Raw genomic sequence first — 22,549 nt, forward strand, 5'->3', positions numbered from 1 at the left:
AGGCTGCGGGCGGAGAGATCGTCGGTGCCGTGAGTGAATCCTCTGTACGTACGTCAACGGCGGGCGCCACCACCTCCCCGGTGGTGCGGCACGACCATCCCGCCCCGGTGCTCGGCACACTGGGGCTGTTCACCGTGCTGCTGGGCGCGGCCCTTCCCCTGATCGACTTCTTCATCGTCAACGTGGCCCTGCCCGCCATCGACCACGACCTGGCGGCCGGCCCGGCCCTGCTGGAGCTGGTCGTCGCGGGCTACGGCCTCGCCTACGCCGTGCTGCTGGTCCTCGGCGGGCGGCTCGGTGACATGGCGGGCCGGCGCCGGCTCTTCCTGACCGGCATCGCGGCCTTCGGGCTCACCTCGCTGGCCTGCGGGCTCGCCCCGACCGCCTGGACCCTGGTCGGGGCGCGGGTGGCGCAGGGCGCGTCGGCCGCGCTGATGCTGCCGCAGGTGCTGGCCACCATCCAGGCGGCCACCTCCGGCCACCGCAGGGCCCGGGCGATGAGCCTGTACGGGGCGACGGCCGGGCTCTCCATGGTCGCGGGCCAGATCCTGGGCGGGGCGCTGGTCGCCGCCGCGCCGCTGTCCTCGGTGTTCGGCGAGGGCGCGGGCTGGCGGTCGGTGTTCCTGGTCAACGTGCCCGTCGCGGCGCTCGGTCTGGTGCTGGCGGCGCGCGCGGTCCCGGAGACGCGGGCGGACCGGCCCGCGCCCGTCGACGTACCGGGCACGCTGCTGCTCGCGGTGTCGCTGCTGACGCTGCTGGCCCCGCTCACCGAGGGCCGGGCTGCGGGCTGGCCGCTGTGGACCTGGGTGTCCCTCGCGCTGTTCCCGTTCTCGGCGGCGGCCTTCTGCCGGGTGGAGCGGCGGGCGGACCGGCGCGGGCTGATCCCGCTGGTGCCGCCGAGCCTGCTGCGCCTGGAGTCGCTGCGGCGCGGGCTCGCCCTGGTGGTGCCGTTCTCGGTGGGCTTCGGCGGCTTCATGTTCGTCATCGCGGTCGCCCTCCAGCAGGGCCTGGAGCTGGGCCCGGCGCGGTCCGGACTGTCGATCGCCCCGATGGCGGTGGCCTTCTTCGCGGCCTCGCTGGCCGGTCCCCGGCTGGTGCGGCGGTACGGCAGCCGGGTCGTGACGGCGGGCGGGGTGATCCAGGCGGTGGGCGTGGCGGTGCTCGCGTTCACCGTGTGGCGGGGCTGGCCGGACCTGGGCATGGCGGGGCTGCTGCCCGGGATGGCGGTCGCCGGTTTCGGTCAGGGCCTCCAGCTGCCCGTCATCTTCCGCATCATCCTGTCGGACGTACCGCCGGAGCGGGCCGGGGTGGGCGGCGGGGTGATGACGACGACCCAGCAGGCGACGCTGACCCTGGGCGTGGCGACGCTCGGCTCGCTGTTCCTGGCCCTGGTGCCGGGGTCGGGGATGCGGGACGCCCTGATCGTGACGTTGCTCGTCCAGCTGGCGGCGGTCGCCCTGACGACCGCGCTGAGCCTGCGGCTGCCGCGCGCGGTGGGGTGAGGGGCGCCCGGCGGGCGCGGGGTGGACGGAGAGGCCCCGGCGGGCGGACCCGGTGGTCCGCCCGCCGGGGCCTCGGTGTGTGCGCGGGCGGTCAGCTCTGCGCCGGGGCCTCCGGGGCCTGCGCCTCGGCGTCCGCGGCGTCCGGCTGCTCGGTGCCTGCGGCCCGCTCCCGCATCTTGCGGAGCAGCTCCTGCTTCTGGTCGGCGGCCGTCCTGCGGTCGGCGGCCTCTCCGGCGGGGCCGGCCCCCTGGGCCCCGGAGCGGGACAGCTTCTTGCGCTGTCCGCCGACGCCGAGGAGGTTGTTGCGGCTCTTGGCCATGGGGTTCTCCCAATTGTGTGGTCTCGGTGAGGTCTCTCGCGACCTCGGATCGATCCGGGGGGGGGCGGCGGGTGGTCGGGCCCGCCGCGCTCTCACTCGTAGATCTGGAAGAACGAATACATGGGCAGGACGGTACCCATACCGGGCGCCCGGCTCACCCGTTTTTCCATCCTCCGGTCCCCCGGACGCACGAGGCCCCCGGTTCCGCGGCGGGCGCGGAAGCGGGGGTCTCGTGCGGCGGGTGCGGGCGTCAGCAGCCGAGCAGGCGGGAGGCGAGGTAGCCCTGGATCTGGTCCAGGGAGACGCGCTCCTGCTTCATCGTGTCGCGCTCGCGGACGGTGACCGCGTTGTCGTCCAGGGTGTCGAAGTCGACGGTGACGCAGAACGGCGTACCGATCTCGTCCTGGCGGCGGTAGCGGCGGCCGATGGCACCGGCGTCGTCGAACTCGATGTTCCAGTTCTGCCGGAGGTCGGCGGCGAGGCCCTTGGCCTTCGGCGAGAGCTGCGGGTTGCGGGAGAGCGGGAGGACCGCGACCTTGACGGGCGCCAGGCGCGGGTCGAGGCGCATCACGGCGCGCTTCTCCATGACGCCCTTGGCGTTCGGCGCCTCGTCCTCGCTGTACGCGTCGAGGAGGAAGGCCAGCATCGCGCGGCCGACACCGGCCGCGGGCTCGATGACGAACGGGGTGTAGCGCTCGCTCTTCTCCTGGTCGAAGAAGGAGAGGTCCGTGCCCGACGCCTTGGAGTGGGCGTTGAGGTCGTAGTCGGTGCGGTTGGCGACGCCCTCCAGCTCGCCCCACTCGCTGCCGCCGAAGCGGAAGCGGTACTCGATGTCAGCGGTGCGCTTGGAGTAGTGGGAGAGCTTCTCCTGCGGGTGCTCGAACCACCGCATGTTCTCCTCGCGCAGGCCGAGACCGGTGTACCAGTTCCAGCGCTGCTCCATCCAGTACTCCTGCCACTGCTCGTCCTCGCCCGGCTTGACGAAGAACTCCATCTCCATCTGCTCGAACTCGCGCGTGCGGAAGATGAAGTTGCCCGGAGTGATCTCGTTGCGGAAGGACTTGCCCATCTGCGCGATGCCGAACGGGGGCTTCTTGCGCGCGGTGGTCAGCACCTGGGAGAAGTTGGTGAAGATGCCCTGGGCCGTCTCGGGGCGCAGATAGGCGACCGAGCCGGAGTCCTGGGTCGGGCCGAGGTGCGTGGAGAGCAGGCCGGAGAACTGCTTGGGCTCGGTGAAGGTGCCCTTGTTGCCGCAGTTGGGGCAGTTGAGGTCGGCGAGGCCGTTCGCGGGCGCCTTGCCGTGCTTCTCCTCGTACGCCTCCTCCAGGTGGTCCGCGCGGTAGCGCTTGTGGCAGGAGGTGCACTCGGTCAGCGGGTCCGAGAACGTGGCGACGTGGCCGGAGGCCACCCACACCTCGGGGGCCAGGATGACCGACGAGTCGATGCCGACGACGTCCTCGCGGGAGGTGACCATGTAGCGCCACCACTGGCGCTTGAGGTTCTCCTTGAGCTCGACGCCCAGCGGTCCGTAGTCCCAGGCGGCCTTCTGACCACCGTAGATCTCGCTACAGGGATAGACGAAGCCACGGCGCTTGCTCAGGCTGACGATGGTGTCGATCTTGTCGGCGGCCACGGTGCTCTCTTCATTACGACGGAACGGGCGGGCGAAGAGCCCAGATTACCGGCGGCGGCGCCCCTTCGATCAAATCGGTACCGGTCCCGGTCGCGAACCCCGCTTGTTGACAATCGTTTCCACTTTTGTTGAAAATGAGTGTCATGAACATACGCCGCCTCATACCGGCCGCCGCCGTCACCGGCGCGGTCGCGCTCGGTCTCACCGCCGTCACCGCCTGCTCCTCGTCCGACAGCTCCGACCACAAGAGCGACGGCCGGCTGGACGTGGTGGCGTCCTTCTATCCGATGCAGTTCCTGGCCGAGCGCATAGGCGGCGACCACGTCTCGGTCACCAGCCTCACCAAGCCCGGCGTGGAGCCCCACGACCTGGAGCTCAGCCCCCGGCAGACCGGCCGGCTCGCCGACGCGGACTTCATCCTCTACCTCAAGGGCCTCCAGCCCGCCGTCGACGAGGCGATCAAGCAGTCCGGCGCCTCCCACACCCTCGACGCCGCGACGCTGACCACGCTGGAGGACCACGGCACCGAGGCCGGCGGCGAGGAGCACGGCCACGAGCACGAGGGCGACGAGCCCGGCGCCGACCCCCACATCTGGCTCGACCCGGTGAAGTACACCGAGGTCGCCAAGGGCGTCGGCAAGTCCCTGGAGAAGACCGACCCGGACCACGCGGCGGACTACCGCAAGAACACCGACACCCTGGTCAAGGAGCTCGGCGCGCTCGACACCGCGTACCGGACCGGGCTGAAGAACACCGGGACGAAGACCTTCATCACCACGCACTCCGCCTTCGGCTATCTCGCCGAGCGCTACGGCCTCGTCCAGGAGGGCATCGCCGGCATCGACCCCGAGGCCGAGCCCAGCCCCGCCCGCATCAGCGCCCTGCACTCCATCGCCGAGGAGAAGAAGGTCACCACCGTCTTCTTCGAGACGCTGGCCAGCGACAAGACCGCGAAGACCGTCGCCCGCGACACCGGCCTGAAGACCGGCGTCCTGGACCCGCTGGAGGGAATCACCGACAGCTCCAAGGGCGATGACTACATCGAGGTCATGAAGTCCAACCTCACCGCCCTGCGCTCGGCGCTCGGCGCGAAGTGAGCGACGACCCCACCGGCCCCACCGCACCCCTCGGCCCGAACCCCGCAGCAGCACCGGAGGCGCTCATGCCCGAGCCCCAGCACCCCACCCGCGAACCCGTGATCGCCGTACGCGAAGCGACCGCCACGCTGGGCGCGCGCCCCGTGCTGCGCGGCGTCGACCTGACCGTGCGCCGGGGCGAGGTCGTCGCCCTGCTCGGCGCCAACGGCTCCGGCAAGTCCACCGCCGTCCGCTCGGTCATCGGCCAGGTCCCGCTGACCGGCGGCACCGTCGAGCTCTTCGGCACCCCGCTGCGCCGCTTCCGCGACTGGGCCCGGGTCGGCTACGTACCGCAGCGCACCACGGCGGCCGGCGGCGTGCCCGCCACGATCCGCGAGGTCGTCTCCGCCGGGCGGCTCTCCCGCACCCGGCTCGGCCTGCTCCGTAAGGCCGACCGCGCCGCCGTAGACCGGGCCATCGCGCTCGTCGGCCTCGCCGACCGCGCCAAGGACTCGGTGAACGCCCTCTCCGGCGGCCAGCACCAGCGCGTGCTGATCGCCCGCGCGCTCGCCGCCGAACCGGAGCTCCTGATCATGGACGAGCCGATGGCGGGCGTGGACCTGGCCAGCCAGGAGATCCTGGCCGCCACCCTGCGCGAGCAGGTCGCCGCCGGCACCACCGTGCTCCTCGTCCTGCACGAGCTGGGCCCGCTGGAGCCCCTGATCGACCGGGCGGTCGTGCTGCGCGACGGCTGCGTCCTGCACGACGGACCGCCCCCGAAGGCCGTCGGGCAGCACGCCCTGCCCGGCCACGACCACGTACACCCCCACGCGGCTTCCGAGCCCGTCCGGACGGGACTGCTGAGCTGATCATGGAATTCCTCCACCCCGCCTTCATGCAGCGGGCCCTGCTCGCCGCCGTGCTGGTCGGCGTCATCGCGCCCGCCGTCGGCGTCTACCTCGTGCAGCGCCGGCAGGCCCTGATGGGCGACGGCATCGGCCACATCGCGATGACCGGCGTCGGCCTCGGCTTCCTGCTCTCCACCAGCCCGGTCTGGATGGCCACCGCCGTCGCCGTCGTGGGCGCGGTCGTCATGGAGCTGATCCGCTGGTACGGCCGCACCCGCGGCGACATCGCGCTGGCCATGCTCTTCTACGGGGGCATGGCGGGCGGTGTCCTGCTGATCAACCTCTCCGACACCGGCTCGAACGCCAACCTGACCTCGTACCTCTTCGGCTCGCTGTCCACGGTCTCCTCCGAGGACATCACCGCGATCTCGCTGCTCGCCGCGTTCGTGCTGCTGGTGACGGTGGGGCTGCGGCGGCAGCTGTTCGCGGTCAGCCAGGACGAGGAGTTCGCCCGGGTGACCGGGCTGCCGGTGCGGATGCTGAATCTGCTCGTCGCGGTCACCGCCGCCGTGACCGTGACGGTCGCGATGCGGGTCGTGGGGCTGCTGCTGGTCAGTGCCCTGATGGTGGTCCCGGTCGCCGCCGCGCAGCAGATCACCCGGTCCTTCAAGGTGACGTTCGTGCTCGCCGTCGTCATCGGCGTCGGCGTCACCCTGTCCGGCACCATCACCTCGTACTACCAGGACGTCCCGCCCGGCGCGACGATCGTGCTGCTGGCCATCGGCGTCTTCGTCGTCCTGACGCTGCTCGCCGCCCCGCTCGCCCGCGGCCGCGCCCGGCGCGGCGAGACCGAGGCGGAGCGGTGCACCCTGGAGGTACCGGGGGCCCGTCCGGCACCGGACGACGTCCGAGTCTGAACCCCCGGAAGGGGCGGGCTGGCACAATGGCCCGACAGATGTACGGGCGACACGAGGAGGCTCCTGTGGCGACGGCGCCGATCAGCGGTACGAATGCGGCTCCGGTACGCGGCCGCTCGACCCGGCAGCGGGCGGCCGTCGCGGCGGCGCTCGACGAGGTGGACGAGTTCCGCAGCGCCCAGGAGCTGCACGACGTCCTCAAGCACCGGGGGGACTCGGTCGGCCTGACGACGGTCTACCGCACCCTCCAGTCCCTCGCGGACGCCGGTGAGGTGGACGTCCTGCGCACCACGGAGGGCGAGTCCGTCTACCGGCGCTGCTCGACCGGCGAGCACCACCACCACTTGGTCTGCCGCATGTGCGGCAAGGCGGTCGAGGTCGAGGGCCCCGTGGTCGAGCAGTGGGCGGAGACCATCGCCAGCCAGCACGGCTTCGTCAACGTGGCGCACACCGTCGAGGTCTTCGGCACCTGCGCGGACTGCGCGGGCGGCGAGAGCTGAGCGGCGGGCCGGCGGGAACACCCCGGCCGGCCCTTCCGCTCACTTCCCCGGGGCCGCGATCTCCTCGGCACCGCCGAACCGGCGGTCGCGCTGGGCGAATTCCAGACAGGCTCGCCACAGGTCGCGGCGGTCGAAGTCCGGCCACAGCACGTCCTGGAAGACCATCTCGGCGTACGCGCTCTGCCAGATCAGGTAGTTCGAGGTGCGCTGCTCACCGCTGGGCCGCACGAACAGGTCCACGTCCGGCATGTCCGGGTAGTAGATGTACTTCGCGAACGTCTTCTCGTTGACCTTCGACGGGTCGAGCCGGCCGGCGGCGACGTCCTGCGCGATCCGCTGCGCGGCGTCCGCGATCTCGGCCCGCCCGCCGTAGTTGACGCAGAAGTACAGCGTCATCCTGTCGTTGTCCCTGGTCTGCTCCTGGGCGACCTGGAGCTCCTGGACGACGGACTTCCACAGCTTGGGCATGCGGCCCACCCAGCGGATGCGGATGCCCAGCTCGTCCATCTCGTCGCGGCGGCGGCGGATGACATCCCGGTTGAAGTTCATCAGGAACTTCACCTCCTCCGGGGACCGCTTCCAGTTCTCCGTCGAGAAGGCGTACAGCGAGAGGTTCTTGACGCCCATCTCGATGCAGCCCTTGAGCACGTCCATGACGACGCCCTCGCCGACCTTGTGGCCCTCGGTGCGCGGCAGGCCGCGCTCCTTCGCCCAGCGGCCGTTGCCGTCCATCACGATGGCGACGTGCTTGGGCACCAGCTCACCGGGGATCTTCGGGGGCACGGCACCGGACGGGTGCGGCTCCGGGGTCTTGTAGTCGCGCCGGTTACGGCCGCCGAGCATCCCGCGTACTGCCATGAGCTTCTCAGTCTCCCTGTGTCACTTCTCTACGTACCGCAGTGAACGCAGCCCGCGCTCCAGATGCCAGTGGAGATACGCGGACACCAGCCCGCTCCCCTCCCTGACATGACGCGCCTCGCACGCGTCCGCCGTCTCCCAGTCGCCGGTGAGCAGGGCACTCAGCAGGGCGACGGCCTCAGCCGAGGGTACGACGCTGCCGGGCACCCGGCAGTCGCCGCATACGACTCCGCCCGCCGCCACCGAGAAGAATCGGTTCGGGCCCGGCAGCCCGCAGCGGGCGCAGTCGTCGAAGCTCGGGGCGTAGCCGTTGACCGCGAGGGAGCGCAGCAGGAAGGCGTCCAGGATCAGATGGGGCTCGTGCTCGCCCCGGGCCAGCGTGCGCAGCCCGCCCACCAGCAGCAGATACTGCTGGACCGCGGGCTCACCCTCGTGGTCGGTGAAGCGCTCGGCGGTCTCCAGCATCGCGGTCCCCGCCGTGTAGCGCCCGTAGTCGGTGACGATCCCGCCGCCGTACGGGGCGATCGTCTCGCTCTGGGTGCACAGCGGCAGCCCGCGTCCGACCAGCTCGCTGCCGCGCGCGAAGAACTGCACGTCCACATGGGAGAACGGCTCAAGCCGGGCCCCGAACTTCGACTTGGTGCGCCGCACCCCGCGCGCGACGGCGCGCACCCGACCGTGGCCCCGGGTCAGTATCGTGATGATCCGGTCGGCCTCGCCCAGCTTCTGCGTGCGCAGCACCACGCCGTCGTCCCGGAACAAGCTCATGCGTCCCATTGTCGGGTACGCCACCGACACCCGGGGCCCGCCCCCGTTCGAGGGGCCGTTCCTCCCGGCTCAGGAGGGCGTACGCGCCGCCTCGGCGAGCAGCCGGGCGGTGTCCTCGGCGCGCAGCCGCAGCGCCCCGCCGACGGTGGTCAGCACCTCGCGCTCAGCGGTGCTGTACGCGCCGTCGGCGAGGGCGATCCGGGCGCCCTGGAGCAGAATCGATTCACGCCCGGTGGGGGCGAGGTGCGGGGCGAGCGGTTCCAGCGCCTCGTGGAGCTCGATGGCGAGGGCCGCGCCGCACGCCTCGGCCGCCGGGTCGAAGGCGGAGCCGTGGCCGATGTCGGCGGACAGCACCTCGACCACGGTGGCGAGCTGTTCGGGCGTGCAGTCCTCGATCCCGGCGCCGCGCACGGTCTCGGCGGCGCTCTCCAGGACCGTACGGGAGGTGCTGCCGCCCGCCGCGAGGACGCCGAGGGCCACGGTGTGCACGGCGTCCCTGAGCATCGCGGAGAACCGGGTGGTGGTGGGGTGGTCGAGCGTTTCCGGGTCGAAGTGCTGATGGCAGGCGGCGCATTCCACCACCGGGCCCGTGGTGCCGCGCCGCAGCAGCGGCACGCCCAGCACGGCGAAGCGGCGGCGGCCGGTGAGGCGGCGGTAGTTGCGGTCACCGCCGCAGCCGGGGCAGAAGAACTCCCCGTCCCCGGTGGTGTCCCACAGCGTACGGATGCCGCAGATACGCAGCTTCATGGCGCGTTGTCCCAGGGCTGACCGCACGTCGCACACCTCCGTAACACTCCGGCAACACTGCCGTGTCGACGTGATGTTAACCACATCCCCGTTGCGCCGTCAGCACCCTGCCGGTCACAACCCCCCGGAGAATGGCCGAACCCCGCCCCCCGGAAGCGGGTGGGCGGGGTGTGCGGACCGTACGGCTGCGGGCCCTTTCGGGCGCCGGGTCAGCGGGTGGCGCGGTTGACGGCCGAGACGACCGCCTTCAGCGAGGCGCGGGTGGTGTTGGCGTCGATGCCGATGCCCCACAGCACCTTTCCGTCGATGGCGCACTCGATGTACGAGGCGGCCTGCGCGCTCGCGCCCTCGCTCATGGTGTGCTCGGTGTAGTCCAGCAGCCGGGCGTCGATGCCGATGGCCTGCAGCGCTTCGAAGAACGCGGAGATCGGACCGTTACCGGTGCCGGTCAGCACGGTGTCGGCGCCGTCCACGGTCGCCTCGACGGTGATCATGTCGCGGCCGTCGGAGCCGGTCGTGCTCTGGCCGGAGCGGATCTGCACACGGCCCCACGCGTTGTCCGGGTTGGGCAGGTACTCGTCCTGGAAGACGCTCCAGATCTGCGTCGGCGTGACCTCGCCGCCCTCGGCGTCGGTCTTGGCCTGAATGATCCGGGAGAACTCGATCTGCATCCGGCGGGGCAGGTCCAGCTTGTGGTCGTTCTTCAGGACGTACGCGATGCCGCCCTTGCCGGACTGCGAGTTGACGCGGATGACCGCCTCGTAGGAGCGGCCGACGTCCTTCGGGTCGATCGGCAGATACGGCACCGCCCACTCGATGTCGTCCACCGTCCTGCCCTGGGCGGCCGCGTCGGCCTCCATGGCGTCGAAGCCCTTCTTGATGGCGTCCTGGTGGGAGCCGGAGAAGGCGGTGTAGACCAGGTCGCCCGCGTAGGGGTGGCGCGGATGGACCTCCATCTGGTTGCAGTACTCGCTGGTGCGGCGGATCTCATCGATCTGCGAGAAGTCGATCTGCGGGTCGACACCCTGCGAGAACAGGTTCATGCCCAGCGTCACCAGGTCGACGTTGCCGGTGCGCTCGCCCTGGCCGAACAGGCAGCCCTCGATCCGGTCCGCCCCGGCCATCAGGGCCAGTTCGGCGGCGGCGACGGCGGTGCCGCGGTCGTTGTGCGGGTGGACGGACAGGCAGACGAACTCGCGGCGCGACAGGTTGCGCGACATCCACTCGAACCGGTCCGCGTGCGTGGACGGCGTCGAACGCTCCACGGTGGCGGGCAGGTTGAGGATGATCTCGCGGCCCTCCTCGGGCTGCCAGACGTCACAGACCGCCTCGCAGACCTCCAGGGCGAAGTCCAGCTCGGTGTCGGTGAAGATCTCGGGGCTGTACTGGTAGCCGAAGATCGTCTCGTCGCCCAGGATCTTCTCGGCGTACTCCATGACCAGTCGGGTGCCGTCCACCGCGATCTGCTTGACCTCCTCGCGGGAGCCGCGGAAGACCACGCGGCGGAAGGTCGGGGCGGTCGCGTTGTACAGGTGGACGGTGGCGCGGTGCGCGCCGCGCAGTGATTCGACGGTCCGCTCGATCAGTTCCTCGCGGGCCTGCGTCAGGACGGAGATCGTCACGTCCTCGGGGATCGCGCCCTCTTCGATGATGGACCGGACGAACGCGAAGTCGGTCTCGCCGGAGGACGGGAAGCCGACCTCGATCTCCTTGTAGCCCATGCGTACGAGCAGGTCGAACATCTCGCGCTTACGGGCCGGCGACATGGGGTCGATCAGGGCCTGGTTGCCGTCGCGCAGGTCGGTGGAGAGCCAGCGGGGCGCCTTGGTGATCCGCTTCTCGGGCCAGGTGCGGTCGGGGATGTCGACGGCCTCGTAGCGGCCGTACTTGTGGACCGGCATCCCGGACGGCTTCTGGAGCACCGTGGCGTTGGTGATCGGCGTGGGGCGGCCGACGGCGTGCGAGGCGGGGGTCTGGGCGGGATTCACTTCGGTCATGGCGCAGGGCTCCTCGGGTGTCCTTCTCCGGGACGGCCGACTGTGTTACTGCAACACCAGACTCCGCGGGGAGGGGGTCGGCCTCGACTACAGGCCCTCGCCGCGGCAGCTAAGAAGAAGCAGCCCGAAACGCATGATGCGTCGAGACTAGCCGAGGGGCGCCCGAGACGTGGGTGCTGTTCCAGTATGCGGGATCGGCGTCCACTCTTACCCGTACAGGACGACCTAAACGCCCAACAGTGACCAACCACTCCATTTCATCAACCACGGTTGCGAGCAGTGACATTGCGCTCACGGAGTGCCACAGTCGTGAGTATGCAGCCTCATTCACAGCAGGGGTTCCACCCCGTCTTCTGCACCATCGTCCCGCCCCACGTCCTCGACAAGCTGTCCCAGTCCGACGATCCCGCGCTCGCCGATCCGGCCCGCCGCACCCTGGAGTCCGACGCGGCCCGCCGCACCCGTCGCCAGATGACGGCCGTCGTCCGGCCCACCACCCCCGCCGAGCCGGACGACGAGGGCACCGCCAAGCCCCGCCGCACGCTCTACGACTGCCGCCACGGCACGCGCCTGCCGGGCACCAAGGTCCGCGGCGAGGGCGAGAAGCCCACCCAGGACGCCAGCGTCAACCGCGCGTACGCGGGCCTGGGCGCCACCTTCGACCTGCTGCTCACCGCCTACGGCCGGCGTTCCATCGACGGCCACGGCCTGCCGCTCATCGGGTCCGTCCACTACGACGAGAAGTACAACAACGCCTTCTTCGACGGCGAGCAGATGGTCTTCGGCGACGGGGACGGGGAGATCTTCCTCGACTTCACCGTCGCCATCGACGTGATCGCCCACGAGCTGGCCCACGGGCTCACCCAGTACACGGCCAATCTGAGCTACTACGGCCAGTCCGGCGCGCTCAACGAGTCGGTCTCGGACGTCTTCGGCTCCCTCGTGAAGCAGTACGCACTCGGCCAGACCGCCGACCAGGCGGACTGGCTGATCGGCGAGGGGCTGCTCGCGCCCCGGGTGCAGGGCGTGGCGCTGCGCTCGATGAAGGCGCCCGGCACGGCGTACGACGACGACGTGCTCGGCAAGGACCCGCAGCCGGCGTCCATGGACGACTACATCCACACCGGCGACGACAACGGCGGCGTCCACCTCAACTCCGGCATCCCCAACCGCGCGTTCTACCTGCTGGCGACCGCGCTCGGCGGCAGCTCCTGGGAGCGGGCGGGCCGGCTCTGGTTCGATGTGCTCACAGGTGGTGAACTGGCGGTGGACGCGGACTTCGCGGACTTCGCCCGGCTGACCGTGGCGGCGGCGCGCAGCCGCTTCGGTGAGGGCGACGAGGTGGAGGCCGTCCTCAAGGCGTGGTCGGAGGTGGGCGTTCCGACCGACTAGGAGGGACACACCGCATGCGGATTCAGGTGAGCAGGACCGGCGGCTTCGCCGGCATCGCGCGCCACCGCGAGATCGACACCTCCGGACGGGCCGACGCCCAGGAGTGGGAGGCCCTGGCCGGCTCGGCACTCGCCGACGGCCGGGCCACCGCGCCCCGGGGCGTCCCGGACGGCTTCAACTACCGGATAACGGTCGACGGCACGACCGTGCACTGCGCGGACCCGCGCCTGACCGACGCCCAGCGCGCCCTGATCTCACGCGTCCTGAAGGAGGGCGCGTGAGACGGGGCGCGGCGCGCCTCAGAAGCCGAGCTTGCGCAGCTGCTTCGGGTCGCGCTGCCAGTCCTTGGCGACCTTGACGTGCAGGTCGAGGAAGACGGGGGTGCCGAGCAGGGCCTCGATGTGCTTGCGGGACTTGGTGCCGACGTCCTTCAGGCGCTTGCCCTTCGGGCCGATGATGATGCCCTTCTGGCTGGGGCGCTCGATGTAGACGTTGGCGTGGATGTCCAGCAGCGGCTTGTCCGCCGGCCGGTCCTCGCGCGGCAGCATCTCCTCCACGACGACCGCGATGGAGTGCGGCAGCTCGTCGCGTACGCCTTCGAGCGCGGCCTCGCGGATCAGCTCCGCGACCATCACCATCTCCGGCTCGTCGGTGAGGTCGCCCTCGGGGTAGAGCGGCGGGCTCTCCGGCAGGAGCGGGGCGATCAGGTCGGAGAGCAGGTCGACCTGCTGGTCCTTGACGGCCGAGACTGGGATGATCTCCGCCCACTCGAAGCCCAGCTCCTCGCCGAGCCGGGAGACGGCCAGCAGCTGTTCGGCGAGCTGCTTGGAGTCGACCAGGTCGGTCTTGGTGATGATCGCGATCTTGGGCGTCTTCCGGATACCCGCGAGCTCCTTGACGATGTACTTGTCGCCGGGGCCGAGCTTCTGGTCGGCGGGCAGGCAGAAGCCGATCACGTCGACCTCGGCCCAGGTGGTGCGCACGACGTCGTTCAGCCGCTCGCCCAGCAGGGTGCGCGGCTTGTGGAGCCCGGGAGTGTCGACCAGGATCAGCTGGGCGTCCGGCCGGTGCACGATGCCGCGCACGGTGTGCCGGGTCGTCTGCGGCCGGTTGGAGGTGATGGCCACCTTCCGCCCGACCAGAGCGTTCGTCAGGGTGGACTTGCCCGCGTTGGGGCGGCCCACGAAGCAGGCGAAGCCGGCCCGGTGGGGGGCGGGGTTCTCGGCCTGCCGCGCGGCGGCTTCAGGGTTAGGTCGAACGCTCATGGCGCCCATTGTCCCCGATCCCGGGGGCGGCGGGGCACCGAGGCCGTGTCCGGCGGATCAGGACCCCTCCCCCGTACGGGGGGTCAGCCGGCGGTGACGCTGAGCCGCAGCTGTCCGTCCGGCCCGGCGAGCAGCACCGGCGTGCCGGCCCCGCCCAGGTCCCGTACGGCGGCCCGGTCCTCGTCGGAGGGGGCGTCCGCCTCCGAGACGACCGCGGCGGCCTCCAGGGACTTCGCCCCGCTGGCCACCGCCATCGCGACGGCCGTCCGCAGCGCGCTGAGCTTCAGCGACTCCAGCTCCACGGTCCCGGCCACATAGGTGCGCCCGGTCTCGTCGCGGACGGCCGCGCCCTCGGGGACGCCGTTGCGGGCGCGGGCGCTGCGCGCCAGGGTGACGATCTTGCGGTCCTCGGCGCCGAGGTCGGTGGTGCCGGTGCTCTCAGTCATGTGCCGAGCATACGAAGCCCGGCGCGGACCGGGTCGGGCGGGAGCCTCCGGCCGGTGCGGTCCAGGGACAGCCGAGCCCCGGCCCGGTGCGCCTCAGGGGCGGTCGAGCCGCAGCCGGTCCGCCTTCGGCAGGCCCGCCACCACCAGGTCGTAGCTGTCCTCGATCAGCTCGCGCAGCTTCGCGTCGGGCAGCCCGGCGACCGTGACGGTGTTCCAGTGGCGCTTGTTCATGTGCCAGCCGGGCACCACCGCCTCGTACTCCTCGCGCAGCCGCACCGCCTCGTCCGGGTCGCACTTGAGGTTCACCGTGAGCGGCCTGCCGTCCAGCGCGCTGAGCGCGAACATCTTGCCGAGCACCTTGAAGACGGACGCCTCGGGCCCGAACGGGAACTCCTCGGCACTCGCGTTGAAGCTCAGGCAGAAGGCCCTCAGCTGCTGCGGGGTCATTCCGGCGTCTCCTCCCCGGGAGCCACCGGCTCCACCAGCACCGTGACGATCTTGTTGCGCCGGCCCGCCGGGGACTCCGCGGTCAGCCGCAGCCGCCGCCCGTCGGGCAGTCCGACCTCCGAGGACGCGCCGGCGATCGGGACCCGGCCCAGCGCCTTCGCGAGGAGCCCGCCGACCGTCTCGACGTCCTCGTCGTCGTACTCGTCGAGGCCGAACAGCTCGCCGAGGTCGCCGATGTCGAGCCGGGCGGTGACCCGGAAGCAGCCGTTCTCCAGCGCCTGGACGGGTGGCAGCTCGCGGTCGTACTCGTCGGTGATCTCGCCGACGATCTCTTCCAGGATGTCCTCGATGGTGACGATGCCCGCCGTGCCGCCGTACTCGTCGATGACGACGGCGACGTGACTGCGCTCTTGCTGCATCTCGCGCAGCAGGTCGCCGGCGTTCTTCGTGTCGGGCACGAACGACGCCGGGCGCATCGCGGTGGAGACCGGGTCGGCCTCCGATTCCCGGTTGATGTGCGTCTTGCGGACGAGGTCCTTGAGGTAGACGATCCCGACGATGTCGTCCTCGTTCTCGCCGGTGACCGGGATGCGGGAGAAGCCGGAGCGCAGGGCGAGGGTGAGTGCCTGGCGGATCGTCTTGTAGCGCTCGATGCAGACGAGGTCGGTGCGCGGGACCATCACCTCGCGCACCAGCGTGTCGCCGAGCTCGAAGACGGAGTGCACCATGCGGCGCTCCTCGTCCTCGATCAGCGACTCCTGCTCGGCGAGGTCCACCATGGCCCGCAGCTCGGCCTCGCTGGCGAACGGGCCCTTGCGGAATCCCTTGCCGGGGGTCAGCGCGTTGCCGAGGAGGATCAGCAGCTGCGGGATCGGGCCCATGATCCGGGCCAGCGGCAGCAGCACGTACGCCGAGGCGGTCGCCGTGTTCAGCGGGTGCTGGCGGCCGATGGTGCGCGGGGAGACGCCGATCGCGACGTACGAGACGAGGACCATCACGCCGATGGCGACGGCCAGCGCTTCCCAGGTCTCCGGGAACTCCTTCAGACAGGCGTACGTGACGAGCACCCCGGCGGCCATCTCGCAGGCGACCCGAACCAGCAGGGCGACATTGAGATAGCGCGTCGGGTCCGCCGCGACCTGCTCCAGCCTGGCGCTGCCACGCCGGCCCGAGCGGACCGCCTCGGCGGCCCGGAAGCTCGACGTACGGGCGATGCCCGCCTCGGCGCAGGCGGCCAGCCAGCCGACGACGACCAGCAGGACGACGCCGAAGATCAGGGGCAGGCTCACGAGACGGTCGGGGCGGGGGACGGCCCGGTCAGCCCGCGCTCACCGCGCCAGCCGTCCACGATGGCCGCCTGGAGGCCGAACATCTCGGCCTTCTCGTCCGGCTCCTCGTGGTCGTAGCCCAGCAGGTGCAGCACCCCGTGGACGGTGAGCAGCTGAAGTTCCTCGTCCATGGAGTGCCGGGTCTCGGCCTCCTCGCCCTGCCGCTTGGCGACCTCGGGGCAGAGCACGATGTCACCGAGGAGCCCCTGCGGAGGCTCCTCGTCGTCCTTGGCCGGCGGACGCAGCTCGTCCATCGGGAAGGACATGACATCGGTCGGGCCCGGGAGGTCCATCCACTGGATGTGCAGCTGCTCCATGGCCGCGGAGTCCACCACGATCACCGAGAGCTCGGAGAGCGGGTGAATCCGCATGCGCGCGAGCGCGTAGCGGGCGATGTCGAGGATCGCCTGCTCGTCGACCTCGGTTCCGGACTCGTTGTTGACGTCGATCGACATGGTGCGCTGCTACTGCTTCCCGTTGTGACGGCCGCGGCCCCGATGGCCCCCGCCGTCCTGCTCGCCCTTGCTGTTGTCGTACTTCTCGTACGCGTCGACAATACGGCCGACCAGCTTGTGCCGGACGACATCCTGCGAGGTGAGCCGGGAGAAGTGCACGTCGTCGATGCCCTCCAGGATGTCCTGCACCTGACGCAGACCGCTCTTGGTCCCCGTCGGCAGGTCGACCTGGGTGATGTCACCGGTGACAACGATCTTCGAGTCGAAGCCGAGCCGGGTGAGGAACATCTTCATCTGCTCGGCACTGGTGTTCTGCGCCTCGTCCAGGATGATGAAGGCGTCGTTCAGGGTGTTGTGCGTCAGCAGGTAGTCCTGCGTCACGTACAGCGAGTCCTCCGCCGCGACCTGAATGCACACCGCTTCCTCACGGCCCGCCGGTTCGATGCTGTCGATGAAGCGCATGGGCCGTCCGCCGCCACCGGCGGCCCGGTACTTCTCGGCCTTGCGAGTGAGACGGAAGGGCTCGATGCCCTCCGGCAGGCGGATGTCGACCACGTGGGCGTCATAGCGGTGATGGACATCGCGGCCGCGAGCGCGTCCCGGCGTACGCCCTTCGGCAGCCCGGCGGCGTGTGTAGGCGACCCCGCCCAGCGACTGCACCAGGGCGATGACGTCGTCACGCAACATGACCGACGCCGTCGTGTACTGGACACGGCATGTGCGGTCCTTCTGGGTGACCGGGCCCCCATCGGCGTCGAGCAGCCCTTGAAGGACAGCGAGACGGACGTCGGCGGAGTTGAAGAGGTACGCGTCTGGAACGAACTTGGAGTGGGAGCGCGTGCCCACCAGATCGAGTTCACGCAGCGCACGCGTGACCGGGTTCTCCAGCGTCACCACGTCGCCCGGGGCCTTCACCCGGTTCAGGATGTAGTCGGGCCCGCCCTTGTGACGTACGGAAACGCCCGGCAGCGAGCCTTCCAGGGCCTCGGCCAACTCGGGGTCCTGGGTGGCGAACGACGGGGTCGTCGTCCCCGTCAGGCACCCGTCGCCCAGCAGCAGCCCCAGCGCATACGGGTCCATCGGAACCTCGCGCTCGGGAAAGCTGACCGGGGCGGTGAGCATCGGCAGTTCGTAACGGCGCGCGTGGGCCGCGCGGAGGTTGCCGATCATCTCCTTGGTCTCCAGGACCCGCCACGGCTTGTCCCGCCGTTTGTCCGACGCGGTACGAACTGTCCACAGGTGGTCACCACAGCACAGGGTCCAGGAGCCGTCCTGGGCGCTGACTCGGTAGATGTCCTTCTCGCCCTGCGGGTACACACCGAGTACGGGCGTGGGGGCTCCATCGGAGCCGATGACGAGGTCACCGACCTCCAGAGTGCCGATGGGGCGCCAGCCGTCCGGCGTCAGCACGTTGGTGAAGACAGGTTGGGCGCGACCCCTCATATAAGCCAGAGGCGCGACCTCGATCGTGCCCGCTGCCATCAGGCGGGGGATCGAGTCGGGGTCGAGCATGTCGTGCAGGGCGTCGTAGAGCGGGCGCAGGTATGGGTCGATCTTGTCGAACAGGGTGCCGGGGAGGAAGCCCAGGCGCTCGCCCGCCTCGACGGCGGGGCGGGTCAGGATGATCCGGCTGACCTGCTTGGACTGGAGGGCCTGAACCGCCTTGGCCATGGCCAGGTAGGTCTTGCCGGTGCCGGCGGGGCCGATGCCGAAGACGATGGTGTGCTGGTCGATCGCGTCGACGTACCGCTTCTGGTTGAGCGTCTTGGGGCGGATCGTGCGACCGCGGCTGGAGAGGATGTTCTGCGTCAGCACCTCGGCCGGGGTCTCCGTGCCGTCCGCCTGGCCGTTGTCGGTGGCCTTGAGCATCGCGATCGACCGTTCCACGGCGTCCTCCGTCATCGGCTGCCCGGTGCGGAGCACCAGCACCATCTCGTCGAACAGGCGCTGGATCAGGGCGATGTCCACCGCATCGCCCGTCGCGCTTATGTCATTGCCCCGGACGTGGATGTCGGCCGCCGGGAACGCCGCTTCGATCACGCGCAGCAGCGAGTCGCCCGCTCCCAGGAGCATCACCATCGGGTGAGCGGCCGGGATGCTGATGTGGGCACGCGCCTGCGGCTGTGTGGGTGACTGAGTCATGGGTCGGCCCTCGGGCCTGCGCATACCTCCTGTTGCAGGGTTCTCGCTGCTCGAAAACCTCGTGTGACTCAAGCCTACGACTCCGCACCGACAACACCAGAGGTTTTACGGAGCGGTGGGCTCAGGCGCGGAATCCGATCGTGGGCAGGGCCCGGCGCAGCGGCCAGGGCCGGGCGGCGGCCGGCAGCAGGTCGTCCAGGAAGGCGTAGCGCCGCAGCGCGGCCGGGTCCTGTCCGGCGCAGGTGCGCACCCGCTGCCACCAGGCGGCGACCTCCGCCCAGCCGGGGGCCGAGAGGGAGCCGCCGAACTCCTGGACGGAGAGGGCCGCGGTCAGCCCGGCGAACGCCAGGCGGTCGGCGAGCGGCCAGCCGGCCAGGGTGCCGGTGACGAAGCCGGCCACGAAGACGTCGCCGGCGCCGGTCGGGTCCAGCGCCTCGACCTCGATGGCGGGGACCTCGGCGGTGGTGCCGGTGGCGGCGTCGACCGCGTAGGCGCCCTCGGCGCCCAGGGTGACGACGGCGAGCGGTACGCGTTCGGCGAGGGCGTGCGCGGCGGCGCGGGGGCAGTCGGTGCGGGTGTAGCGGGTCGCCTCGTCGGCGTTGGGCAGGAAGGCGTGGCAGTGCTCCAGGCCGCTGAGGGCGTCCAGGTCCCAGCGCCCGGTGTCGTCCCAGCCGACGTCCCCGAAGATCAGGGCCCCCCGGTGGGCGGCCTCGGCGACCCAGGGTTCGGTGCGGCCGGGCACCAGCGAGGTGACGGCGGCCCGGGCCCTGGGCGGGCAGCGGGGGAAGGCGGGGGCCTCGGGCGAGGCGGTGGCGGGGAGCGACGGGGCCTCGTGGCCGTGCGAGACCATCGTCCGCTCGCCCTCGTACGCCATGGAGACGGTCACCGGGGAGTGCCAGCCCCGGACCGTGTGCGAGCGGGAGAGGTCGATGCCCTCGCCCTGTTCGAGCGCGTCCCAGCAGTATTCGCCGTAGTGGTCGTCGCCGAACGCGGCGGCCAGGGAGGTGCGCAGGCCGAGGCGGGCCAGCGCGGTGGCCATGTTGGCGACGCCGCCGGGGCTGGAGCCCATGCCGCGCGCCCAGGACTCGGTGCCCCGCACGGGGGCGCTGTCCAGGCCGGTGAAGATGATGTCCAGGAAGACCGTGCCGGTGAGGAAGACGTCGCAGTCGGGGTCCTGCGGGACGCGCAGCCCGTCCAGCGGGTCGATCTGCGGAATGTCAGCGCTCACCTTGCACTCCCCGGTCGCGTCGGTTGCGGCCAGTGTGCCCGAAACGCGGCGGTGATGGACGGGTGCGCGCCGCGCGTGTGTTCACGGTCGCTGACCTGCGTAAACATGCGCAGTTACCCATCCACGGGCCGGGTAAACACAGAAGTGGTCCAGATCACAGAACTCCGGCTTTCGGCGGGCCGGGAGCACTTGATACAAATTGGCCCGCGAGCACCGTTGGAGACGTACCCGACGGAAGCGCTGATTTCTCGTATTTCCTGCATTTCCCCCCTGCTCAGCCCTCTGCTCAGCCCTCTGTTCGGCCCCCTCCGCCTTCTGCCGTATCCCGGCATGTCTTCAGGAACGCCCATGTCCTCGCGCCCTCGCGCCGCGTGGCCCCTGGTCGCCGTGTTCACCGCCGGTTACCTCGCCGCCTATCTCCTCCCCACCATCGTGGGACGGCTCTCCGTCTATCTGGGCCTGAGCACTGCTCAGGCCGGGCTCGTGGGCAGCGCGCTGCTGCTCAGCTCGGCCTCCGCCGGCTTCTCCCTGGCGGGACGCGTGGAGGCGTACGGGCCGTGCAGACCGGCCCGGGTGGGGTTGGTCCTGTGCGTGGTGGGGTACGGCTGTGCGGCGCTGGCCGGCACCGTGCCGCTGGTGGTCGCGGGCGCGGTGGTCGGCGGCTTCGGTTCCGGTACGGCGACCGCCGTCGCGGCGGCGGGCATCGCCGCCCAGAGCGACCCGCACCGCACCTCGTCCCTGGGCCTGTTGAGCGTCTCGGCGACCGCGGGCGCCCTGTATCTGACGGTCCCGCACCTGGGCGGCGGCCACCGGCTGCCGTTCGCCTCGATCGCCCTGGTCGCGCTGCTGGTCTGGCCGGCCGCCTCCCGGCTCGGCGGCTCCGCACGCGAGGATCAGGCCGGACCGGCCGTCCCGGCGCAGGGCCGGCTGCCGCACCGCCGCTCCGGGCTGGTGCTCGCGGGCGGCATGCTGATCTGGTCGATGGCGCAGAACGCGCTGTGGGGCGTCAGCAGCCGGATCGGCGTGGATCAGGTCGGGCTGTCCGAGGTGACGATCGGCGCCGTCTTCGCCGCCGCGCTCGGGGCCGGGCTGCTCGGTGTGATGGGCGCCGGGGTGCTCGGCTCGAAGCTGGGGCGCGCGGTGCCGATCGGGGTGGGGACCGCGGTCATCGCGGGGAGCATCGTGCTCAGCTCGTCCGCCGGAAGCCTCGGCTCCTTCGCGACCGGCGAGATCCTGTGGAACACCGTCTACCCGGTGGTCCTGTCGTATCTGATCGGTCTGGCCGCCTCGCTCGATGTACGCGGCCGCTGGGCGGTCCTCGCGGGGTCCGCCTCGTCGGTGGGCGTCGCCTGCGGGCCGGTGCTCGGGAGTGTGCTGTCGGAGGAGGCCGGGTTCGCGGGGATGGGCCTGGTGCTGGGCGCGGCGACGCTGCTGGTCGCGCTGCCGGTGACGGCCGTGGCCCTGCACATCGGCGGCCGTCCGCTGGTGCCCGGTTCGGTACGCCGCCGGGGCGGTGCGCCGGCGGCCCTCCTCGCGGTCACCACGGGCGCGGTGCCGGGGGCGGTGCCCAAGGTGGGCGCGCCCGAGCAGGCCGTCGCGGAGATCAGCATCCCGGCCCTGCGCCGCAGGCGCCTCGGCAGGAACGCGTTCCGGGCGGCCGGCCCGGAGAGCGGTCAGTCGAACGCGTACGCCTCGACCTCGGACAGATAGCGCGCTCTGCGCTCCTCGTCGTGGTCGAGGAAGGCCGCCTCGAAGGAGTTGCGGGCGAGGGTGCGCAGCTGTTCGTGGTCCAGGCCGAGCGCTTCGTGAACGGCGTGGAAGGTGTCTCCGACGTATCCGCCGAAGTAGGCGGGGTCGTCGGAGTTGACCGTGCAGAGGAGCCCGGCCTCCAGCATCGCGGGCAGCGGGTGCTGTTCCAGGGTGTCGACCGCGCGCAGCCGTACGTTGGACAGCGGGCAGAGCGTGAGCGGGACGCGCTCCGCGACGAGCCGTTTCACCAGGTCCGGGTCCTCCATGCAGCGCAGCCCGTGGTCGACGCGCTCCACGCCGAGGACGTCGAGCGCCTCGCGGATGTACGCGGGCGGCCCTTCCTCGCCCGCGTGGGCGACCTTGCGCAGACCGAGTTCCCCGGCCCGTTCGTACACCTCGCGGAACTTCGCGGGCGGGTGGCCGACCTCGGCGGAGTCCAGGCCGACGGCGCTGATCCGGTGCAGGTGCGGCCGGGCCGCCTCCAGGGTCTCCAGGGCGGATTCGGCGGACTGGTCGCGCAGGAAGCACATGATCAGCCGGGTCGAGATGCCGTGCTTCTCCTCGCTGCGCTCCAGCGCCCGGCTCAGGCCCTCGATCACGGTGGCGATGGGTACGCCGCGCGCGGTGTGGGCCTGCGGGTCGAAGAAGATCTCGGCGTGACGGACGCCCTGGGTCGCGGCGCGGGCGAGGTAGGCGTCGGCGAGTTCCGCGAAGTCGTCCTCGGTGCGCAGCACGGTCATCAGCGCGTAGTAGAGGTCAAGGAAGCTCTGGAGGTCTTCGAAGAGGTACGCGGTGCGCAGGGCTTCGGTGTCCGCGTGGGGCAGGGTCACGCCGTTGCGTGCGGCGAGCGCGAAGGCCAGTTCCGGTTCGAGGGTTCCCTCGATGTGAAGGTGGAGTTCGGCTTTGGGGAGGTGCACGGTGATCTCAATCGT

The 22,549-nt window shown here is 71.1% G+C and carries 22 protein-coding genes; 8 read left to right on the forward strand and 14 right to left on the reverse strand.

Features of this window, described 5'->3' with window-relative positions; genetic code table 11:
• The first annotated feature begins 80 nt into the window (after positions 1-80).
• Entirely contained in the window at positions 81-1,502 is a 1,422-nt protein-coding gene (locus OG338_RS08005; protein WP_405940355.1) for an MFS transporter, read from the forward strand.
• Positions 1,503-1,593: 91 nt separating this feature from the next.
• Here the strand turns inward: OG338_RS08005 and OG338_RS08010 are convergent, their stop codons facing one another.
• Positions 1,594-1,821: a DUF6243 family protein gene (locus tag OG338_RS08010; protein WP_405936655.1), complete on the reverse strand. Its 228-nt coding sequence runs from the start codon at positions 1,819-1,821 to the stop codon at positions 1,594-1,596.
• A 250-nt stretch (positions 1,822-2,071) separates the two neighbouring features.
• Positions 2,072-3,454: a glycine--tRNA ligase gene (locus tag OG338_RS08015; protein WP_018103277.1), complete on the reverse strand. Its 1,383-nt coding sequence runs from the start codon at positions 3,452-3,454 to the stop codon at positions 2,072-2,074.
• 143 nt (positions 3,455-3,597) lie between these two features.
• On the opposite strand from OG338_RS08015, the gene OG338_RS08020 reads away from it, so the two are divergent.
• From OG338_RS08020 to OG338_RS08035, 4 genes are all read left to right on the forward strand, one after another.
• Positions 3,598-4,551, forward strand: coding sequence for a metal ABC transporter substrate-binding protein (locus OG338_RS08020; protein ID WP_405936656.1), 954 nt, complete (start codon positions 3,598-3,600; stop codon positions 4,549-4,551).
• A 65-nt stretch (positions 4,552-4,616) separates the two neighbouring features.
• The gene (locus OG338_RS08025) at positions 4,617-5,399 is read left to right on the forward strand and encodes a metal ABC transporter ATP-binding protein (RefSeq protein WP_405936657.1); all 783 of its coding nucleotides are present in this window, start codon (positions 4,617-4,619) and stop codon (positions 5,397-5,399) included.
• A gap of 2 nt (positions 5,400-5,401) precedes the next feature.
• Positions 5,402-6,295 (forward strand): metal ABC transporter permease, encoded by an 894-nt coding sequence (locus OG338_RS08030; protein WP_405936658.1) that lies wholly within the window; start codon positions 5,402-5,404, stop codon positions 6,293-6,295.
• A 65-nt stretch (positions 6,296-6,360) separates the two neighbouring features.
• Positions 6,361-6,795 carry a Fur family transcriptional regulator gene (locus tag OG338_RS08035; protein ID WP_405936659.1) on the forward strand — a complete coding sequence of 145 codons (435 nt, stop codon included), beginning with the start codon at positions 6,361-6,363 and terminating at the stop codon, positions 6,793-6,795.
• A gap of 39 nt (positions 6,796-6,834) precedes the next feature.
• Here OG338_RS08035 and OG338_RS08040 read toward each other — a convergent pair whose 3' ends face one another.
• The 4 genes from OG338_RS08040 to leuA form a co-directional block, all read right to left on the reverse strand.
• Complete coding sequence (locus tag OG338_RS08040; RefSeq protein ID WP_405936660.1) at positions 6,835-7,653, reverse strand: isoprenyl transferase; 819 nt, start codon at positions 7,651-7,653, stop codon at positions 6,835-6,837.
• Between the two features lie 21 nt (positions 7,654-7,674).
• On the reverse strand, positions 7,675-8,421 hold the full coding sequence (gene recO / locus OG338_RS08045; protein WP_073965270.1) for a DNA repair protein RecO: 747 nt from the start codon (positions 8,419-8,421) through the stop codon (positions 7,675-7,677).
• Positions 8,422-8,490: 69 nt separating this feature from the next.
• Positions 8,491-9,168, reverse strand: coding sequence for a TerB family tellurite resistance protein (locus OG338_RS08050; RefSeq protein WP_405936661.1), 678 nt, complete (start codon positions 9,166-9,168; stop codon positions 8,491-8,493).
• 209 nt (positions 9,169-9,377) lie between these two features.
• A complete protein-coding gene (gene leuA / locus OG338_RS08055) occupies positions 9,378-11,165 on the reverse strand; it encodes a 2-isopropylmalate synthase (RefSeq protein ID WP_405936662.1) in 1,788 nt (595 codons plus the stop codon).
• 315 nt (positions 11,166-11,480) lie between these two features.
• Between leuA and OG338_RS08060 the strand changes: the two genes are divergently transcribed.
• Both OG338_RS08060 and OG338_RS08065 read left to right on the forward strand, forming a co-directional pair.
• Positions 11,481-12,557 carry a M4 family metallopeptidase gene (locus OG338_RS08060; protein WP_405936663.1) on the forward strand — a complete coding sequence of 359 codons (1,077 nt, stop codon included), beginning with the start codon at positions 11,481-11,483 and terminating at the stop codon, positions 12,555-12,557.
• A 14-nt stretch (positions 12,558-12,571) separates the two neighbouring features.
• Positions 12,572-12,838 (forward strand): protealysin inhibitor emfourin, encoded by a 267-nt coding sequence (locus tag OG338_RS08065; RefSeq protein WP_405936664.1) that lies wholly within the window; start codon positions 12,572-12,574, stop codon positions 12,836-12,838.
• Between the two features lie 18 nt (positions 12,839-12,856).
• Here the strand turns inward: OG338_RS08065 and era are convergent, their stop codons facing one another.
• From era to OG338_RS08100, 7 genes are all read right to left on the reverse strand, one after another.
• Positions 12,857-13,831 (reverse strand): GTPase Era, encoded by a 975-nt coding sequence (gene era / locus OG338_RS08070; RefSeq protein WP_405936665.1) that lies wholly within the window; start codon positions 13,829-13,831, stop codon positions 12,857-12,859.
• Between the two features lie 74 nt (positions 13,832-13,905).
• Complete coding sequence (locus OG338_RS08075) at positions 13,906-14,268, reverse strand: cytidine deaminase (RefSeq protein WP_405936666.1); 363 nt, start codon at positions 14,266-14,268, stop codon at positions 13,906-13,908.
• Positions 14,269-14,361: 93 nt separating this feature from the next.
• Positions 14,362-14,715 (reverse strand): MmcQ/YjbR family DNA-binding protein, encoded by a 354-nt coding sequence (locus OG338_RS08080; RefSeq protein ID WP_405936667.1) that lies wholly within the window; start codon positions 14,713-14,715, stop codon positions 14,362-14,364.
• The gene (locus OG338_RS08085) at positions 14,712-16,004 is read right to left on the reverse strand and encodes a hemolysin family protein (RefSeq protein WP_405936668.1); all 1,293 of its coding nucleotides are present in this window, start codon (positions 16,002-16,004) and stop codon (positions 14,712-14,714) included. The genes OG338_RS08080 and OG338_RS08085 overlap by 4 nt, the downstream gene beginning before the upstream one ends.
• The gene (gene ybeY, locus OG338_RS08090; RefSeq protein ID WP_405936669.1) at positions 16,001-16,498 is read right to left on the reverse strand and encodes an rRNA maturation RNase YbeY; all 498 of its coding nucleotides are present in this window, start codon (positions 16,496-16,498) and stop codon (positions 16,001-16,003) included. Before ybeY ends, OG338_RS08085 begins: the two co-directional genes overlap by 4 nt.
• A 9-nt stretch (positions 16,499-16,507) precedes the next feature.
• Positions 16,508-18,640, reverse strand: a complete 2,133-nt coding sequence (locus OG338_RS08095; RefSeq protein ID WP_405936670.1) for a PhoH family protein — start codon at positions 18,638-18,640, stop codon at positions 16,508-16,510.
• 121 nt (positions 18,641-18,761) lie between these two features.
• Positions 18,762-19,868 carry a PfkB family carbohydrate kinase gene (locus OG338_RS08100; protein WP_405936671.1) on the reverse strand — a complete coding sequence of 369 codons (1,107 nt, stop codon included), beginning with the start codon at positions 19,866-19,868 and terminating at the stop codon, positions 18,762-18,764.
• A gap of 348 nt (positions 19,869-20,216) precedes the next feature.
• Between OG338_RS08100 and OG338_RS08105 the strand changes: the two genes are divergently transcribed.
• On the forward strand, positions 20,217-21,578 hold the full coding sequence (locus OG338_RS08105; protein ID WP_405936672.1) for an MFS transporter: 1,362 nt from the start codon (positions 20,217-20,219) through the stop codon (positions 21,576-21,578).
• Here the strand turns inward: OG338_RS08105 and OG338_RS08110 are convergent.
• Positions 21,542-22,534: an adenosine deaminase gene (locus OG338_RS08110; protein WP_405936673.1), complete on the reverse strand. Its 993-nt coding sequence runs from the start codon at positions 22,532-22,534 to the stop codon at positions 21,542-21,544. The genes OG338_RS08105 and OG338_RS08110 overlap by 37 nt on opposite strands.
• Positions 22,535-22,549 lie beyond the last annotated feature (15 nt).

It is taken from the genome of Streptomyces sp. NBC_00726 (assembly GCF_045161735.1).
Lineage (GTDB): Bacteria > Actinomycetota > Actinomycetes > Streptomycetales > Streptomycetaceae > Streptomyces.

Coding starts and splice junctions, on each gene's coding strand:
- OG338_RS08010 (WP_405936655.1), bottom strand. CDS start 1,821: ATGGCCAAGAGCCGCAACAACCTCCTCGGCGTCGGCGGACAGCGCAAG.
- OG338_RS08020 (WP_405936656.1), top strand. CDS start 3,598: ATGAACATACGCCGCCTCATACCGGCCGCCGCCGTCACCGGCGCGGTC.
- OG338_RS08025 (WP_405936657.1), top strand. CDS start 4,617: ATGCCCGAGCCCCAGCACCCCACCCGCGAACCCGTGATCGCCGTACGC.
- OG338_RS08030 (WP_405936658.1), top strand. CDS start 5,402: ATGGAATTCCTCCACCCCGCCTTCATGCAGCGGGCCCTGCTCGCCGCC.
- OG338_RS08040 (WP_405936660.1), bottom strand. CDS start 7,653: ATGGCAGTACGCGGGATGCTCGGCGGCCGTAACCGGCGCGACTACAAG.
- recO (WP_073965270.1), bottom strand. CDS start 8,421: ATGAGCTTGTTCCGGGACGACGGCGTGGTGCTGCGCACGCAGAAGCTG.
- OG338_RS08050 (WP_405936661.1), bottom strand. CDS start 9,168: ATGAAGCTGCGTATCTGCGGCATCCGTACGCTGTGGGACACCACCGGG.
- leuA (WP_405936662.1), bottom strand. CDS start 11,165: ATGACCGAAGTGAATCCCGCCCAGACCCCCGCCTCGCACGCCGTCGGC.
- OG338_RS08060 (WP_405936663.1), top strand. CDS start 11,481: ATGCAGCCTCATTCACAGCAGGGGTTCCACCCCGTCTTCTGCACCATC.
- OG338_RS08065 (WP_405936664.1), top strand. CDS start 12,572: ATGCGGATTCAGGTGAGCAGGACCGGCGGCTTCGCCGGCATCGCGCGC.
- era (WP_405936665.1), bottom strand. CDS start 13,831: ATGGGCGCCATGAGCGTTCGACCTAACCCTGAAGCCGCCGCGCGGCAG.
- OG338_RS08075 (WP_405936666.1), bottom strand. CDS start 14,268: ATGACTGAGAGCACCGGCACCACCGACCTCGGCGCCGAGGACCGCAAG.
- OG338_RS08080 (WP_405936667.1), bottom strand. CDS start 14,715: ATGACCCCGCAGCAGCTGAGGGCCTTCTGCCTGAGCTTCAACGCGAGT.
- ybeY (WP_405936669.1), bottom strand. CDS start 16,498: ATGTCGATCGACGTCAACAACGAGTCCGGAACCGAGGTCGACGAGCAG.
- OG338_RS08095 (WP_405936670.1), bottom strand. CDS start 18,640: ATGACTCAGTCACCCACACAGCCGCAGGCGCGTGCCCACATCAGCATC.
- OG338_RS08105 (WP_405936672.1), top strand. CDS start 20,217: ATGTCCTCGCGCCCTCGCGCCGCGTGGCCCCTGGTCGCCGTGTTCACC.